Origin of the sequence: Prosthecobacter sp., from assembly GCF_044378005.1 — a bacterium.
Classification (GTDB): Bacteria; Verrucomicrobiota; Verrucomicrobiia; order Verrucomicrobiales; family Verrucomicrobiaceae; genus Prosthecobacter.
In genome coordinates this window covers 20,302-36,175 of the sequence record NZ_JBILYB010000003.1, presented here as the reverse complement: position 1 = coordinate 36,175, position 15,874 = coordinate 20,302, and the positions used below count along the sequence as shown (strand labels likewise).

Below are 15,874 nucleotides of genomic sequence, written 5' to 3'. Positions count from 1 at the left end.
TCGCTGGTTTTATCTGAGAGTCTGGAAGATTTCAACCATGATGCCATCCGGCCCCTGCACCAGATCAAGGAGCAGGTCTTTCCCATCGACCTTCAATTCCATCGTGCCGGTGGAGGCGATGGCTCCGCCCTGTTCAAACATCCGGGTGCGATCTTTTTCAAACTGCGTGCTGACCATGGACAGCACGCGGAAGCCGGGCCCGTCGAGCAAAGGGCGCGCAGGTGGTCCCTCGGTGGGCACGAGCAGCAGGGAGGCACGCCATTGCGGCATGAGGCTGGGGAATTCCAGAAGCACGGCACCTGCAATGGGGGATGGCTGCTTCGAGCGGCGGAAGCCGAGGCCTTTTTCCCAAAAGCGGCAGGCTGCATCGAGGTCGGTGACGCGATGAATGATCAGGCTGGGCTGAGGTGCTGCTGCGGAAAACCAAAGTGGGCTGGTGAGGCCATTGATGCTTAACTCAGAAACCTCTGGCAGGCTGGTCTTGGTTTCCGATGCCAGATCACCTGAGGGAAGCACGATTTGCAGCGGCGCAGGATGCTCAGGCGGCAGCTCATTCGCGTAATGGATCAACTCCACCGGCGTGCCCTGCGGTGGCAGGAGGAAGACCAAGGAGAGGTCATCCGAGGACGTACACATGAAGGGGCGCTTGCCTTCAAAGGTCGCGATGTCGCGCTGCTCAAAACGGAGCTGCCAGCCCCAGGACTCGAACAACTGGCGGTCACGTTCCAGGTTCGTACTGCCTAGGACGATGTGGCTGACTCCCAGGATCATGATTTTGCCGCCAGCAGTCTTTGGACTTCGCGATTCAGGATCTTGCCCGTGCTGCCCATCGGGAACTCATCAAGCTGCTTGAGCTTGGTCGGCACGGCGGCCTGGGCGAGGTGTTTGCGGCAGTGCTGGAGGATGGAGGATTGCTCGTCGGCCAGCACAAGTCCTGGCTTGAGCTTGAGTGCTGCGGCGACTTCCTCGCCATAAAAATCATGCGGGATGCCGACGACGACGGCGTCATCGATCGAGGGATGATGCAGCAAGCATTCGCGGACCGCGCGCGGGCTGAGATTCTGACCCCCACGGATGATGAGATCCTTTTTCCGGCCAGTGATGAAGATGTTTCCATCGTCCTGCATGAGGCCGATGTCGCCGGTTGGGAACCATTCGTTCGCCGGTGATGCCTCGACTTCGCCAGTCTCCGTGTTGAGGTAGCCGAGCATCTTGAAAGGCGTGCGAACAAGGATCTCGCCCTCCTGCGAAGCGGCTTGATGACCGCCGTTTTCAGCAGCGGTGATGAACTCGACTCCCGCAAGCAGACTGCCGACCGAGTTTTCCAGTCGTGGCTTGGTGGGAACGTTGCCACTGATGATGAGAAGCTCGGACAAGCCATAGCTTTCCATGCACTCGACGCCGTATTTGGTTTCGAAGTCCTTCTTCAGTTTCAAAGCAAGAGGCGCAGTGCCGACACAGACGCTTTTGACGTTCGCGCGGCAGTAGTCGATGCCCGCCTGATCGCGATCCAAACGCAGCAGCGAAGCCATCATCGTGGGCGAAAGCCAGAGCGTGTTCGCCTGATGCTCCAGCACAGGTTTCCAAAACGCGAGGATGGTCTGCGCGGTGAACGCACAGGAAAGCACCACGCTGCTGCCAGCCATGAAGGGGGACATCAGCGTGTTCAGGTAGCCGCTGCTGTAGGCCATGGGCCAGATGTGCAGAAAGCGGTGCTCGGTGCCGAACTGCATCGCTTCATTGAAGGCAACGGCATTGCCAAACTCGGAGCGCACGGGATGCACCACGCCTTTCGGACGTCCGGTGGTGCCGGAGGTGAAAAGGATGAGCAGTGTGTCGTCATCGCTGACATCCGCGAGCGGGATGATCGATGGATCTGTCGTGCCTTGATCGAAGGTCCAGGCTTCATCGACATCCTCAGGATGGAAGCTCGTCTCCTGTCCGAGAGCGACGCGCAGTTGCTTCAGAGTGTTGAGCTTCTCAGTCGCCTGCAAAACGAGCGAGCGAGTGCAGCGCGAGAAGAGCAGCAGCTTGGCGCCGCTGTGCTGCAGGATGTAGCTGACGTCATCCGTGTGCAGTGCCTGATTCACAGGCACGGCCACGGCACCGATGAAGAGGCAACTGAAGTACATCGCGGCAAACTCAGCGGAGTTTGCCAGCACCAGGGCGACGCGGTCTCCTTTGCCGATGCCATGGCTTTTGAGCAGAGCCGCGCCACGCAGACCCCATTCATGAAGTTCGGCGAAGGTCCACGAGCGACCCGTCATCGATTCGATCAAAAACACCCGGTCTCGATTCTCTTCGAAGACGCTGCGGATGCGGTTAACGAGCGTTGTCTGCGACATGAAAGCGAAGGGATTAGTTTTTCTCCGCCATGGCGGAGATGCGTGAGGCGAGGATGCCCTGACCGGTGGCTTCGATTTTGTTTTGCAGCCATTTCAGGCCTGATGCGACCTTGCTGAAGCTGAGATTGACGAGGGTGATGAAGTCCACCTCCTGCGCGCGATTTTGCACGGCTTGATCTTCGGAGAGAAGGGTGACCAACTGCTCTCTCGTCATGAGGTAGCGTTCTAAAATGCCCTGCACGAGCTTGGCCTTCGGCTGGCGCGTGTTGTCGCCGGTGAGGTAGATGTTCACGGCTGGATTGAGCGCTTCAAAGGCAGCAGGATCGAGCGGACGGAGGCGATAGTTCAGGCGGCTGTGCGTGCGCTCATGCCGGGCGAGTTCGAGGAGATCCTTGAGGTCGCGGTCGATGAGTTGGAGGAACTGCTTGGCCAGCGTTTCCATGTAAGGGCCTTCTTCGCTCGCCTCCTGGAGGAACCAGTTGGTGCCCTGGACGTCTTTGTTGAATCCGGCAAACTCGAGGAACATGGCCGAATCAAATCCAGCGAGTCGCAGCACGGCGGCGAGTTCGATGACGGAGAGCGTGCGTTCATCGAGGCGGGAGAGCAGGTAGCCCGCCATGGCGGCGGCACCGGCGGGTTCCGGCTTCTTCGAATGCTGCATGATGTAGCGGACACGTTCCTCGGTGCTCATGCTGGCAAACGCGGGCTGGCTGGCCGCACGGTGCATGTCATCGGCATAGATCAAAGCCTGCGCGATGGGGTTCAGCGTGTGTGTGGCGGGATGGAAGGTCTCCTTGCCCATGAAGGGGCCGTTGCAAAGCAGGCTTGCCTTGAGGATGGAGTAGCAGCGGTTGCCGTTGGCATAGGAACTGGAGCCCAGGCCGACGTAGGCGGTGCCACGACCCGAGAGATGCCGCTCGACGACGACACCGAGGAGTTGCGCGAGTGACTGGAGATTGGCGAGGTCAAAGACGCCGTGGATGCGTGTGGGCAGATCTTTGCCGAGCTGCTGACGGCTGAGGAAGCTGTCGATGGCGGGGAAGGTTGCCTTCAAATCTGCGCGGATGGAAGGGCTGAGCTTCTGAGGCTCGCGCAACTCAAGGTCTGCGAGCACCGCAGCGGCGAGCGCGGCACCGATGGATGCCTGATTCCAGGTGCTAATGGCCGCTGTGTCATTGCGCGGGATGGTTTCATCCAGCATCACGAGATAGCCGGCCATGAGGCCAAATAAACCGCCTTCCACTCCGCCGCGAACGACGATGCGGCTGCCTTCGATGCTGCATCCGAGCGAGCGCAGGGTGTAGCTCACTTTCTCATCGGCTAGGAGCTGCGCGGTGGTGCAGCGGCGTTCACGCGCCACATCGCCGAGAGAGTTGGCCAGCAGGTTTTGCAGCTCGTCTGAACTCTGCGGATTGGTGGGGAAGAAGTAGCCGCCTGAGTCGAGCGCGTCCTTCAGCGCGCCGGGGTCGCGCTGTTTGCGGTTGATGTAGGTGTGCAGGACGGTGAGCGGCGGCTGCTCGGTTTCCAAAGAGCGCAGATGCTCCGTCTTCTCCGCATTCATGAAGTCCGCCTGCTCATCCGGGCACCAGATGATCAGCCAGCCTTCGTCGTCATTGAGGGCAGTGAAGTTTTTGCCAGCCAGAGTCACGGGCTTCTTCTGCATGAAGCGCAGCGCCTCGTGGAGGGAGATGCCCATGTTGGAAGACGTGGAGCAGACGATGGGGCGTGCGCCGTAAACCTTCCAGATGGCGAGCGCTTCGAGATCGATCTTGGCGATCTCGTCATCCGAGACTGCGGCGATTTCGGCTTCGGAAAAGATCGCGTTGCGGCCATCATCGAGCTTCGTTTTGCGGGAGCGCAGGAAGGAGAGCGCATCGGCTTTGAGGGAGGCTTTGTCAGCTTTCTGAAGTCGGCGTAGTTCCTTGAGGATGTGCTCACCAAGCAGACCGAGGCCGTTGAAGCACTTTACACAACTGCCGTAGTCCTTCCAGCCGCGCAGGAAGCGCATGCGACGTCCGACAGCGAGCCCGGCAAGCGGTGCATCGAAGATGAGATTGTCATGCGAAGCGTCGTAGGGCAGCAGACCGGCCTGGGGCGGGACGCGGTTGATCACACCGAGTCTGCGGGCGAGATGCACCGTGAAAATCGCCAGGTCCATGGGCTGGAGTGCCTCGGGGTCCGGATGCTTGCCAAAAATGACAAAACCTTGCTCGGCGGCGACAGAATCATCCAGGCCAGGAACGGTGGTGTGCAGATAAAAAGACTTCGACATGTGAATTAGCGGGAGAGGGCGGCGGAGAGCTGTTCCAGGGCCAGGAATTGAGCGGCGATGGCCGGGGACACGCTCCGGGCGCGGGCAACTTGGAGCATTCTGGCGGCAGTGGCAATCATTCGCGTATCCAGGCGGCTGCGGGCCTCCTCAGCCGACCAGAGCGCACCGCCACGATTTTGCGCCCATTCGAAGTGGCTCATGGTGATGCCACCGGCATTGGCGACCACGTCCGGGATGATTTCGATGCCTCGGGAGGTCACGATTTCCTCGGCATCAGGGCAGATGGGCGCATTGGCGATTTCCAGGACCATTCGGCACTGCAAGCGTGCGGCCATCTCCGCCGTGATTTGATTGGCCGTAGCCGCAGGAATGACGATGTCGGCTTTGACGGTCAGCACTTCGGAGGCTGACAATGCCTGAGCACCGGAAATGTCCAGGCTGGCGATTCCACGTCCGGCTTCCCGTGCTTCCCAGATGGCTTCGGCATCCAGGCCAGCTTCGGAATGAATGCCGCCTGTGGAGTCACTCGCGGCGACCATTCGGAGGCCGTTCTTTTGCAAAACGCGCGACAAGTGTCCACCAGCGCTGCCGTAGCCCTGCACGGCGAAGGTCAGGCCTTCGTGGGCCAATTCACGCTCCGCTAAAACCTCGCGCAGCACATTCCAGGCACCGCGTGCCGTGGCTCCTGGCCGTCCGGGGATGCCGCCCAGGGCTGGTGGCTTGCCATTGATGGCTCCAGGGATGCTGGCGCGGCGGGTAATATTGTATTGATCCGCCATCCAGCCCATCGTGCGGGCATCGGTGCCGAGATCCGGGGAAAGGATGTCCACATCCGGCCCTACCTCCTCGCCGAGAGCATTCAGGTAGGCGCGGGCGAGCTGTTCCAGTTCGCGAATCGAGAGTGTTTTGGGATCGACACAAACCCCGCCAGCCGCACCGCCGTGGGGCAGTCCATTGACGGCGCATTTCAGCAGCAGCCGGAAGGCCAGGCCGGTCAGATCCGCTTCATTGGTGGCGGGATGAAAGCGCACACCGCCTTTTGTGGGGCCGAAGCAATTGGAGTAAACGATGCGCCAGCCAGTGAAGAGGCGAAGCGAGCCGTCATCCATGCGAACGGGCAGGGTGAAGCGGCGCACGGACTTCGGTGCGGAGAGCCGCAGGAGTACATCTTCGGACATTCCAGCCTGTGCCAGAGCCCTGGCAAAACGCGGGCCTCCCAGCTTCATCAACACTTCATTCACGGTCTGCATCATCGGGTAATAGTCTCGGTCGGGTCGGTTACTTGAGTTTCTGCTCGGCGCTGTATTTCTGCTCTACATCCGCGTTCAGCGCGGCCAGTTCGGGGCGTTGTTCCAGCAGGGCGAGCACTTCGTCGGTGGTGATGAGGTGGCCGGGCCGCCAGAGCGCTTCATAGACGATCTGCACAAACTCCCAGTCCTGCGGGGTGTCCACCGTCCAGCGATAGCTGGAAAGATCGCGATCATTCACCCAGGACAGCGCGCGGAACTTCTCCGGGTGATGATAAAAGTGGGGTGTCACATGCTCGCGTTCGTTGGGCAGATGAGCTTCGTTATAATCACGCTCCAAAGCGGGAACGGTAAAGATCTCCGTGTCTAGTCCGCGAGGGAAGCGGCGCTCGAAAACGCTGCTCATGAAGTCGGCGGGTGGCGTTTCCTGCATGGCTGCATGAAAGCGCTCCAGCATGGCATCGCAGACGGTCGGATCGTAGAGCGGGCAATCGCCGGTAATGCGCACGATGACATCTGCTCCGGCTGCTTTGGCGGTGTCGTGAAAGCGCGCGAGCACATCGTCTTCACTGCCGCGATAGCAGTGGAAACCGAGTCGCTCGACTTCGGCGGCCAGTTCATCGTTTTCGACATTGGTCGAGGTGGCGAGCCAGACCTCATCCACTCGTTTTGCCGCTGCTGCTCTTTGGAGCACATGGGCGATCATGCTCTGGCCACAGAGGGGGCGCAGCACTTTGCCGGTCAGTCGTTGGGAGCCCATGCGGGCCTGGATGATGGCGATGGTTTTCATTCAGGGTGCTCCCTCCACGAGATCCCAGCTCAAAGGGGTGCCGCGCTCGATGGGCGTGCGTGCTTTGGCACACAGCACCTGCTCCAGATGACGGGGATGCAGGCCATGGGCAGGACGGATGACACGGACGTTTTCAGGGGTGAAGGCCTCACCGGCGGCGATGTCTGCCACGGCGAAGAGTGAGCGGCGAAAGACGCGGCTCTTTTGTTCCTTCTCCGAGACCTCGTAGTTCACTTTGCCAAGAGCTTTTTCAGTGATGCGGATGGCATCGACCATCTCGCGAAACTCCTGCGGCTCCATGCTGAAAGTGGAGTCAGGCCCCGGTGTGGCACGCGAGAGGGTGAAGTGCTTCTCCACCACGCAAGCACCGAGAGCGACCGCCGCCACAGCCACGGTGCTGCCGAGCGTGTGATCGCTCAGCCCGACATGGGTTTGAAAGCGCGCCGCCATGTCATGAATGGTGCGCAGGTCCATCTCGTCCGCCGTCGCCGGGTAGGCGCTGGTGCATTTCAGCAGCACCACGGGGCCGCTTCCAGCCAGGCGCAGGGTGTCGAGCGCCTCGCTGATTTCATCCAGCGTGGACATGCCGGTGGACATGATGATCGGCTTCTGCGTCGCGGCGATTTTGCGCAGCAAAGGCAGATCCACGAGTTCAAAGGACGCGATCTTATGCACCGGCACTTCCATGGCTTCGAGGAAGTCCACCGCGCTGGCATCGAAGGGCGTGGAGAAGAAATCCATGCCCAGGTCATTGCTGATCTCTTTCAGCTTCGGCTGCCAGTCCCAGGGCATGTAGGCTTCCTGGTAAAGGTCATGCAGCGTGCGGCCATCCCAGAGTGTGCCGCCGCCGATGAGGAAGGGCGGTTTGTCACTGGCGATGGTCATGGTGTCCGCCGTGTAGGTCTGCACCTTCACCGCATCTGCGCCGGATTCCTTCATGGCATGGATGATCCGCACCGTGAGGTCGAAGTCCTGGCCGTGGTTCGCCGAAAGCTCGGCGATGATGTAGGTGGGGTGTCCGGGTCCGACCGGACGGTTGCCGATTTTGAAGTCCATTAGTGAATCTCTCTGACTAGTTCAAATGCCTCCGCCGCCTGCACTCCGACGACACTGCCCCAGCGGAGGGCGATGGCGCGCAGGGCCTCGGGCGAGCGCGGATGCGGAAAGGCGCGCGTCTCGCTCTCATACACCTGCATGGCGGCGATCTTCTTTTCCAGCGTGCTGGCGATGTCAAAAAACACGCTGGGGTGGAAGCGTGGCTCAAAGCGCTGGAAGGCCCACTCCGTGGACGAAGCCACCTCGTAGGCATACACGCGCCGCACGCTGCGGCCAGCCATCGGGCGGGTGGCGGTCAAAGTGGCACGGTAGGTGATGACGTGATCCATGTTCAGATCCCCGCCATGCTGGGTGAAGACGGTGTCTGGCTGGAGCCGCTCGATCTCGCGCTCGATGGCCTGGGTGATGTCCAGCAGCGGCAGAGTATCCAGCTTCTGATCGGGGAACCCCAGCACCTGCACGCTCGTGGCACCGAGCAGCCTGCCTGCGCGTTCGGCCCGGTCGTGATGCACTTTCAGAGCCGCAGCGGCCTGGGCGGCATCGAAGTCAGGTCGTGAGGTCAGCCCGTTGGCGAGGATCGCCACATGCACCTCGGCACCTTCGGCTGCCAGTCGAGCCATCGTGCCGCCGCAGCCCAGCACTTCATCATCAGGATGGGCGGCGATCACGAGGACTTTTTTCATGGAGCGGGAGCTGAGGGAGGCGGATTTGAGGGTGGGCGGGTGACCTTCACGTCGGCCACGAGGCGGCCATCATAGAGAGCCGCGCGACTGAACTCAAGACGGAAGCCACCATGCTCAATGAAGGCCTGCGGATAGCCCTCCGCATCCAGCATTCGGATAAAATCATGCAGCACGCCGAGATCCGGGAGATCCGCCGGGATGGCGCTCTGCTCCGGGCGGCGGCGTTTGAAGACAACGGGGTCACCGGATTGCGCCACGGGCACCGGTTCATCGCGCACCATGTCGGCGATGATCTCGGCGGAAAGCCGCCCCGCGCGCAGATAAATCTCCTCGGCATTGCCTTCGAGGCTGAGCGGGCGCTTGGCATAGACCGGCCCGGCATCCATCTCATGCACCATTCGCAGCGCGGTGAGCATCGTGTCGCGATGACCGCGCTGGATGAGGTTTTGCAAAGGCGAACCGCCACGGCCATACGGCACATCGGTCATGTGAAAGCAGACGCACTCGTGCGAGTCCAGCCACTCATCCGGCACGCGCATGGACCAGTGCAGGAAGAAGATGTAGCGCGGCTTGCCTTCCGAATTCAGCAGAGTGGCCATGTCCTCGCTCGTGGCTGCGAAGTGCCAGTTGCCCGGCAGGTGGGCCAGTTGCGCATCAAACACCGCCCGATTCCACGGGCGGCTGCCTGCGACGATGTAGTTTTTTTCAGAGGAACTCATGGCTGTGAACATGGTAGCCGATCGCCGGGTGACCGTGAATGCTTTCTTCGCCCTGGCAGTGAAAGCCCGCGCGCTCAAACGACTGCCGAGAGGCGAGGTTCTCCGGCTTGATCCATGCCTGCACCGTCTGCCAACGTGGATCATCAAACAAGGTCGCCACGGCCAGCCTCAGCAGGCGTGGCGCGTAGCCTTTGCCTCGTTGATTCGGAGCCACACTGACATCGACAGTCGCCGTCTCCGCTTCGCCTTCAAAACGCACCTGGCCGATGGGGACGTCACACGCATCCAGGCCGATGAAAATGACGCAGTCCTTGTCCGCCAAGCGACGCGCGAACCAGCCTTGATGACCTTCCCAGGGCACGGGGTCCGTCGAGAATGCCGATGCCCGCACCGCCGGATCATTCACCCATTCCCAGAGCAGGCGCGCATCCTCAGTCATCGCCCGTCGCAGTGTCAGCGGATGGGCGAGCATGGCTTCCACGACTCGCCCCGCGCCCCGGCCATCGACCAGCAGTCGCGCCTCCTCCGACATGCGGCGACGCCGTGGCGCATCCTCCAGAAAATCCCGCAGGCACTCCAGCGTGTCCTGTTTCGGAAAGTCCTCATGCCAGCCCAGACAGACCGCGAGTCCCAGTTCCTCAAGGCGCGCCGCGACACCGCGTTGATTGTCCGCCGTGATGATCAGCAGCATCGGCAGGCCAAGGCAGGCCAGCTCCCAGCAACTGCTGCCCGCTGCCGAGATCGCCACATGCGCGCGGCTCATGAGTTCGGGCAGGTTCGGCGGATTCACCAGCACCTCGATCTCATGATTCATCGGCAAGGCAGCACGCAGCGACTCCACATGCGGATTGGCCGAACCGACGATCACTTTCAAAACAAGCCGGCGTTCGGTCATGCCTGCCAGCAGATGCAGGACTCGCAGGGTCACATTGTCCGGGTCACCTCCGCCGAGCGTGATGAGCACTTCGCGCGCCTCCTCGGGCTCAGCTCCGCGTTGGCTGCGCCAGGGTAAAAACTCACGGCGCAGCAGTGCATGTTGGCTGCCAAGCAGAAGCCGTGATGCCACAGGATACATCTGCGCCGTGGCATAGGCGTTCTGATTCAAGAGGATGTCGGCCGCTGAGAGATCCGTGTCTGCGAGATCATCGATGATCAGCAGCCGCAGCCCGGAAACCTTCAGCGCTGCGCGATAATCGGGCGTGAAATGATACCCATCCAGCACGAGCCATTTCGCTGGGTATTCAGCGGCCAGATTCACCACCTCGGCAGCCTCTTCCAGACTACCCTGGGCCGCCAGCAATGGCTGCAACTCCAGTCCTTCATCACGAAGGCGCTGGATCAGGGCAGGGGCCTCCGCATGAGTCAGCAGCACCACACGACCACCCCGCAGTTTCCAAGCCTGGGCCAGCGCCAGACAGCGCATCACATGCCCAACACCCATGCGTGCTCCGGCATCCGCGCGGATGCAGAGGGTGCCGATGCTGTGTGAGTCACTCACGGGAATGAAATCAAGCGCCCGTTGCCTGCGCCAAGGCTTCTCGCACGCGCCGCACATCGGCGTCTGTCATGGCGGGGAACATCGGCAGCGTGATGGCTTCTTCATAGTAGCGCTCGGCTTCGGGATACATGCCCGCGCTGAAGCCCAGCTTCTGATAATCTGGCTGAAGATGCACGGGGATGTAATGCACGTTCACGCCGAGGCCTTGGGCTCGAAGGCTGTCGAAGACTTCGCGTCGAGTGCTGCGGATCTCCTTCAAGTTCAGGCGGATCATGTAAAGATGCCAGCCGCTGATGCCGCGTGGATCACGAGCCAGAGGCCGCAGCGGCAGTCCGGCAAGTTCACGATCATAAACGGCTGCGATCTCACGCCTGCGTGCAGCAAAGGCTTCCAGCTTCGTCATCTGGCTGGCTCCGAGCGCTGCCTGCATGTCGGTCATGCGATAATTAAAACCGAGTTCGAGTTGCTCGTAATACCAGCCGCCATGCGACTCGTTCACCATGCGCCCGGCATCGCGTGTGATGCCATGCGTGCGCAGTGTGGCGATGCGCCAGGCGACTTCGTCGTCGTTCGTCGTGATCATCCCGCCCTCGCCACTGGTGATGATCTTCACCGGATGAAAGCTGTGCGAAGCGGCGTCCGACCACCGGCAGTTGCCGATCTTTTCGCCTTCAAACTCACCGCCGAGTGCATGAGCCGCATCCTCGATGATCTTGAAGCCATACTTCTGACTCAGCGCATGGATGCGCGGCATGTCGCAGGACTGCCCGGCGAAGTGCACCGGCACGACGATCTTTGGCAGTTTGCCGTCTTTTTCCGCCTGCACGAGCTTTTGCTCCAGGCGCTCCGGGCACATCAGGATCGTTCCGGGATCGACGTCCACAAAGTCCACCTTGGCTCCGCAGTAGCGGCCTGCATTGGCCGAGGCCACAAAGGTGATGGGCGATGTCCAAAGATAGTCTCCATGCCCCAGGCCCAAGGCTTTCGCGGCGCAATGAAGCGTGGCCGTGCCGTTCGCCATCGCGATGCCGTGTTTGGCACCGCACCAGTCCGTCACGGACTTTTCGAAACGTGGGATGGCAGGTCCCTGAGTCAGGAAATCTGACTGCAACACCGCCACCACGGCGGCGATGTCCGCCTCATCAATGCTCTGACGTCCGTAGGGCAGGAAGGGGGCGCTCATGCATCCACGGAGAAGGTCGGATCACAATACTGCCGGATGAGCGTGCGGATTTGATCCACTGTCAGCCATTCCGCGTTCTTGCCTGAATTGTAGGAGAAGCCTGCCGGAACCAGAGTGCCTTGATGCTTTTCCGAGTAGCGCTTCATCACATCGGCTGCCGAATGTCCATAGAGCATCGGCACGATGATGTAATGCTTCTCTGTTTGGATGGTCTGAAGCGCATCCGTCTCCGTGATCATCTCCTCGTGAATCTTTTCACCAGGGCGGATGCCGACGATGGGTTGCTCGCATTCAGGCCCGATGGCCGTGGCCACATCACCGATGCGATAAGATGGGATGCGTGGGACGAAGATCTCTCCGCCGAGCGCGTGATTGAGCGCATGAACAACGAGGTCCACGCCTTCTTCGAGCGTGATGTTGAAGCGCGTCATCTGCATGTCCGTGATCGGCAGCACGCCGGTCTTGCGGCGCTCAAGGAAGAAGGGAATCACCGAGCCGCGTGAGCCCATCACGTTGCCGTAGCGCACCACGCTGAAGCGGATGTCCTGACCGCCGATGACGTTGTTTGCAGCGATGAAAAGCTTGTCGGAGCAGAGCTTAGTGGCCCCGTAAAGATTGATCGGTGCCGCCGCCTTGTCGGTGGAGAGTGCCACCACGTTGCGCACCTTGGCATCAATGCTCGCCTGGATCACGTTTTCCGCGCCCAGCACGTTCGTCTTGATGCACTCAAAGGGATTGTATTCCGCCGTCGGCACCTGCTTCAACGCAGCGGCATGGATGACGGTGTCGATCCCGCCCATCGCGTGCAGCAGACGTTCGCGGTCACGCACATCGCCGATGAAAAAGCGCACGCGTTTGTCCGTGAAGCGCTGGGACATCTCATACTGCTTCAGCTCATCTCGTGAGTAGATGACCACACGTTTGACCTCGGGGTCACTGAGCAGACGGGCGACACATTTGTGGCCGAAGGAGCCGGTGCCTCCGGTGACGAGAATAGACTGGGCGTTGAACACGAAGTTGGAAGGGTGAGATCATGCCATTCAGGCGGAAACCAGTATGGCGGGACGCGATCAATGTTCGAGAACGCTTGGACAGGCAAGCTGGAAATCCGTCTCGCCATCAGCCGCAGTTGCCGTCCGGTGGATTCCGGGCACAGTCGCCCACGTTTCCAGACGGCCCGCTGGAGGCAGCCACCTTATCCTCCAGAGCATGAGCCAGTCCCTTCCGCCCACAATCACCTCCGACAGTCCCTGCTTCATCATCGCGGAGGCCGGCGTGAACCATAATGGCGACCTCGCGCTCGCGAAGCAGCTCGTTTTAGCCGCAGCCAAGTCCGGCGCAGATGCGGTGAAGTTCCAGACCTTCCAGGCCAAGCACCTCGTCACCGCCGATGCCCCGCAGGCCGAGTATCAGGCGAAGAACTCCGGCATCACCGAAAGTCAGTTCGACATGCTCAAGCGCCTCGAACTTCCGCTCGAAGACTTCGCCGAACTGAACCGCTACTGCAAGGAGCTGGGCATCATGTTCATGTCCACGGCCTTTGATGAGGAAAGCTCCGACTTCCTCGCCGGACTCGGGATGCCCATCTTTAAAATCCCCTCGGGTGAGCTGACCAACCTGCCGCTGCTCCGCCACATCGCCCGTCATGGCAAACCGATGATCGTCTCCACCGGCATGGGCACGCTGGATGAAGTCGCCGAAGCCGTGGAAACCATCCGCTCGGCGGGCAATGACGACATCACCGTGCTGCATTGCGTCTCAAACTATCCCGCGCCGCCGGAGTCCGTGAACCTGCGTGCCATGGAGTCCATGCGTGCCGCGCTTGGCGTGCCCATTGGCTACTCGGATCATACGATGGGCATCGAGGCCTCCGTCATCGCCGTCGCTGCGGGGGCAAAGGTCATCGAGAAGCATTTCACGCTCGACTGCGAGATGCCCGGCCCCGACCACAAAGCCTCGCTGGAGCCCGCCGACCTCGCTGAAATGGTGCGCAGCATTCGTCGTGTCGAAGTCCTGCTCGGCAGCGGTTTGAAACAACCCAGCGAAGCCGAACTCGCCGTCGCCAAGATCGTCCGCCGCAGTGTCGTGGCGCAGACTTCGATCTCTGCGGGCACCACGATCACGGAGGCGATGCTCGTCCTGCGTCGTCCTGGCACCGGCATCCCACCCGCGAAATACCATGAAGTCCCCGGACGCCGTGCGCTGGTGGACATCGCCGAAGGTTCCATGATCCGATGGGAGGATCTCGCGTGAGATCTGTCGCCGTGGTCAGCGTGGGTCGGTCGGATTACAGCATCTACCGGCCCCTGCTCCAGCGCATCGCCGCGCATTCTGGGCTGGAGCTTCGCGTGCTCGTCTCCGGGATGCATCTGGAGGCCCGCTACGGCTCCACCGTCAGCCTCATTGAGAAAGATGGCTTCCCCGTCACTGCCCGCATCCCCGTCCTGCAAAACGAGGATACACCCGAAGCTGTCGCCACGGCCATCGGCCTCGGTGTCGCAGGCTTCGGTCACTACTTCGCCACGGCACGACCTGATCTCCTCGTCGTGCTTGGAGATCGTTTTGAAATGTTCGCCGCAGCCCTTGCCGCGGTGCCATTCAACATCCTCATCCTCCATCTCCACGGCGGCGAATTGACCGAAGGCGCAATGGATGACCGCTTTCGCCACGGCCTCACGAAGATGAGCCACCTCCACGGCGTCGCCACGGAAGTGTATCGCCAGCGTGTCATCCAGCTTGGCGAGGAACCCTGGCGTGTGACCTGCTGCGGCGCGCTGTCTTTGGATAACATTCTTTCCATCCCTCGCCTCAGCCGCGCGGAGCTGGAAAGCCGCTTCCATCTCGATCTCTCCACCCCGCCGCTGCTCGTCACCCTGCATCCCACGACGAGCGAGTATGAGCAGACCGCTCCGCAAACCGACGCACTCATGGCAGCGCTTCGTTCGCTCGATCTGCCCGTCATCTTCACCATGCCCAATGCCGACATGGCGGGCAGCGTCATCCGCGAGCGCATCGTCGCCTTCTGCCAAAGCTCGACGAAAGCCGTGTGGGTGGAGAACTTCGGTCCCGAAGGCTACTTCTCCATCCTCGGTGAAGTCAGTGCCATGATTGGCAACTCATCGAGTGGCCTGCTCGAAGCTCCTTCCTTCGCCTTGCCCGTCGTGAACATCGGCAACCGCCAGAAAGGCCGTCTCCGCGCGGGCAATGTCATCGACGTGCCGCTGTTTGATGCCGCCGCCATCGCCGCTGCGGTTCGTCAGGCCATCAGCCCCGAGTTCAAAGCGCAGGCCGCTGGTGACGAGTACTTCTTTGGCGACGGCCATGCCTCCGAAAAGCTTCTCCATCTCATCGCCAACACACCGCTCGATGTGCGCTTGCTCGGCAAAAACTTCCACGACATTCATCAGCCATGAAATGCGTTTTAATCGGAGCCGGAGGCCATGGGCGAGTCCTCATCGAGGCGCAGTTGCCCGCTCGTTTTGATGCCATTCTCGATTCCGTACAAACGGTCCCCGACATCGCAGGCGTGCCCGTCATCGGCAGTGATGAAAAGCTGCCACAACTCGCCGCGCAAGGCTTCACTCACTTCGTCATCGGTGTTGGTTCTGCGCGGAGTTGCGCGCGTCGCGCTCAGTTGTTTCAAATTGCCATCCAGGCCGGATTGAAGCCGCAGGCTGTCATCCATCCCACCGCCTTCATCTCTCCCTCCGCCGTGTGTGGTGCGGGCTGCCAGATTCTGCCCAGAGCCGTCATCCACACGAATGCCCAGCTAGGCGAGCACGTGCTCGTGAATACCGCCGCCATCGTCGAGCATGACTGTATCATCGGCGCGCATTGCCACATCGCCACCGGTGCCGTGCTGTGCGGCAATGTCACCGTCGGCGAAGCCGCGCACATCGGAGCAGGGGCCGTGATCCGTCAGGGCATTCGCATCGGCTCAGGCGCCCTCGTCGCCGCTGGCGCGGTGGTGGTGCGTGATGTCTTGGATGGGCAGACGGTCCTCGGTGTGCCCGCCCGCCCCGAAGCGTATTGAGGCTGTAGCCATCGTATTCCGCGATTCATCACGAGGAGTGATTTTGAG

14 protein-coding genes are annotated in these 15,874 nt (G+C 61.1%); 3 read left to right on the top strand and 11 right to left on the bottom strand.

Annotated features, from left to right (window positions below; all coding sequences use genetic code 11):
- Positions 1 to 9: 9 nt before the first annotated feature.
- The 11 genes from AC6FTP_RS01190 to pseB all read right to left on the bottom strand — a co-directional run bounded on the left by AC6FTP_RS01190 (position 10) and on the right by pseB (position 12,806).
- Entirely contained in the window at positions 10 to 771 is a 762-nt protein-coding gene (locus AC6FTP_RS01190) for a VOC family protein (protein ID WP_497205072.1), read from the bottom strand.
- The gene (locus AC6FTP_RS01185; RefSeq protein ID WP_497205071.1) at positions 768 to 2,345 is read right to left on the bottom strand and encodes a class I adenylate-forming enzyme family protein; all 1,578 of its coding nucleotides are present in this window, start codon (positions 2,343 to 2,345) and stop codon (positions 768 to 770) included. Before AC6FTP_RS01185 ends, AC6FTP_RS01190 begins: the two co-directional genes overlap by 4 nt.
- 13 nt (positions 2,346 to 2,358) lie before the next feature.
- A complete protein-coding gene (locus tag AC6FTP_RS01180; RefSeq protein WP_497205070.1) occupies positions 2,359 to 4,617 on the bottom strand; it encodes a hypothetical protein in 2,259 nt (752 codons plus the stop codon).
- Positions 4,618 to 4,622: 5 nt separating this feature from the next.
- Positions 4,623 to 5,795, bottom strand: coding sequence for a Glu/Leu/Phe/Val family dehydrogenase (locus AC6FTP_RS01175; RefSeq protein ID WP_497205069.1), 1,173 nt, complete (start codon positions 5,793 to 5,795; stop codon positions 4,623 to 4,625).
- A 100-nt stretch (positions 5,796 to 5,895) separates the two neighbouring features.
- Positions 5,896 to 6,654, bottom strand: coding sequence for a cytidylyltransferase domain-containing protein (locus AC6FTP_RS01170; protein WP_497205068.1), 759 nt, complete (start codon positions 6,652 to 6,654; stop codon positions 5,896 to 5,898).
- On the bottom strand, positions 6,655 to 7,710 hold the full coding sequence (gene pseI / locus AC6FTP_RS01165; RefSeq protein WP_497205067.1) for a pseudaminic acid synthase: 1,056 nt from the start codon (positions 7,708 to 7,710) through the stop codon (positions 6,655 to 6,657).
- The gene (locus AC6FTP_RS01160; protein WP_497205066.1) at positions 7,710 to 8,393 is read right to left on the bottom strand and encodes a PIG-L deacetylase family protein; all 684 of its coding nucleotides are present in this window, start codon (positions 8,391 to 8,393) and stop codon (positions 7,710 to 7,712) included. The genes pseI and AC6FTP_RS01160 overlap by 1 nt, the downstream gene beginning before the upstream one ends.
- A complete protein-coding gene (locus AC6FTP_RS01155) occupies positions 8,390 to 9,112 on the bottom strand; it encodes a formyl transferase (RefSeq protein WP_497205065.1) in 723 nt (240 codons plus the stop codon). Before AC6FTP_RS01155 ends, AC6FTP_RS01160 begins: the two co-directional genes overlap by 4 nt.
- Positions 9,099 to 10,610, bottom strand: coding sequence for a UDP-2,4-diacetamido-2,4,6-trideoxy-beta-L-altropyranose hydrolase (gene pseG / locus AC6FTP_RS01150; RefSeq protein WP_497205064.1), 1,512 nt, complete (start codon positions 10,608 to 10,610; stop codon positions 9,099 to 9,101). Before pseG ends, AC6FTP_RS01155 begins: the two co-directional genes overlap by 14 nt.
- Positions 10,611 to 10,620: 10 nt before the next feature.
- Positions 10,621 to 11,793 (bottom strand): UDP-4-amino-4,6-dideoxy-N-acetyl-beta-L-altrosamine transaminase, encoded by a 1,173-nt coding sequence (pseC, locus tag AC6FTP_RS01145; protein ID WP_497205063.1) that lies wholly within the window; start codon positions 11,791 to 11,793, stop codon positions 10,621 to 10,623.
- The gene (gene pseB, locus AC6FTP_RS01140) at positions 11,790 to 12,806 is read right to left on the bottom strand and encodes a UDP-N-acetylglucosamine 4,6-dehydratase (inverting) (RefSeq protein WP_497205062.1); all 1,017 of its coding nucleotides are present in this window, start codon (positions 12,804 to 12,806) and stop codon (positions 11,790 to 11,792) included. The genes pseC and pseB overlap by 4 nt, the downstream gene beginning before the upstream one ends.
- Before the next feature lie 196 nt (positions 12,807 to 13,002).
- Between pseB and neuB the strand changes: the two genes are divergently transcribed.
- Genes neuB through AC6FTP_RS01125 form a run of 3 tightly spaced genes read left to right on the top strand, consistent with a single transcriptional unit; the run spans position 13,003 to position 15,826 of the window.
- On the top strand, positions 13,003 to 14,046 hold the full coding sequence (gene neuB / locus AC6FTP_RS01135) for an N-acetylneuraminate synthase (protein ID WP_497205061.1): 1,044 nt from the start codon (positions 13,003 to 13,005) through the stop codon (positions 14,044 to 14,046).
- Positions 14,043 to 15,206 carry a UDP-N-acetylglucosamine 2-epimerase gene (neuC, locus tag AC6FTP_RS01130; RefSeq protein WP_497205060.1) on the top strand — a complete coding sequence of 388 codons (1,164 nt, stop codon included), beginning with the start codon at positions 14,043 to 14,045 and terminating at the stop codon, positions 15,204 to 15,206. Before neuB ends, neuC begins: the two co-directional genes overlap by 4 nt.
- Positions 15,203 to 15,826 (top strand): acetyltransferase, encoded by a 624-nt coding sequence (locus tag AC6FTP_RS01125; protein ID WP_497205059.1) that lies wholly within the window; start codon positions 15,203 to 15,205, stop codon positions 15,824 to 15,826. The genes neuC and AC6FTP_RS01125 overlap by 4 nt, the downstream gene beginning before the upstream one ends.
- Positions 15,827 to 15,874 lie beyond the last annotated feature (48 nt).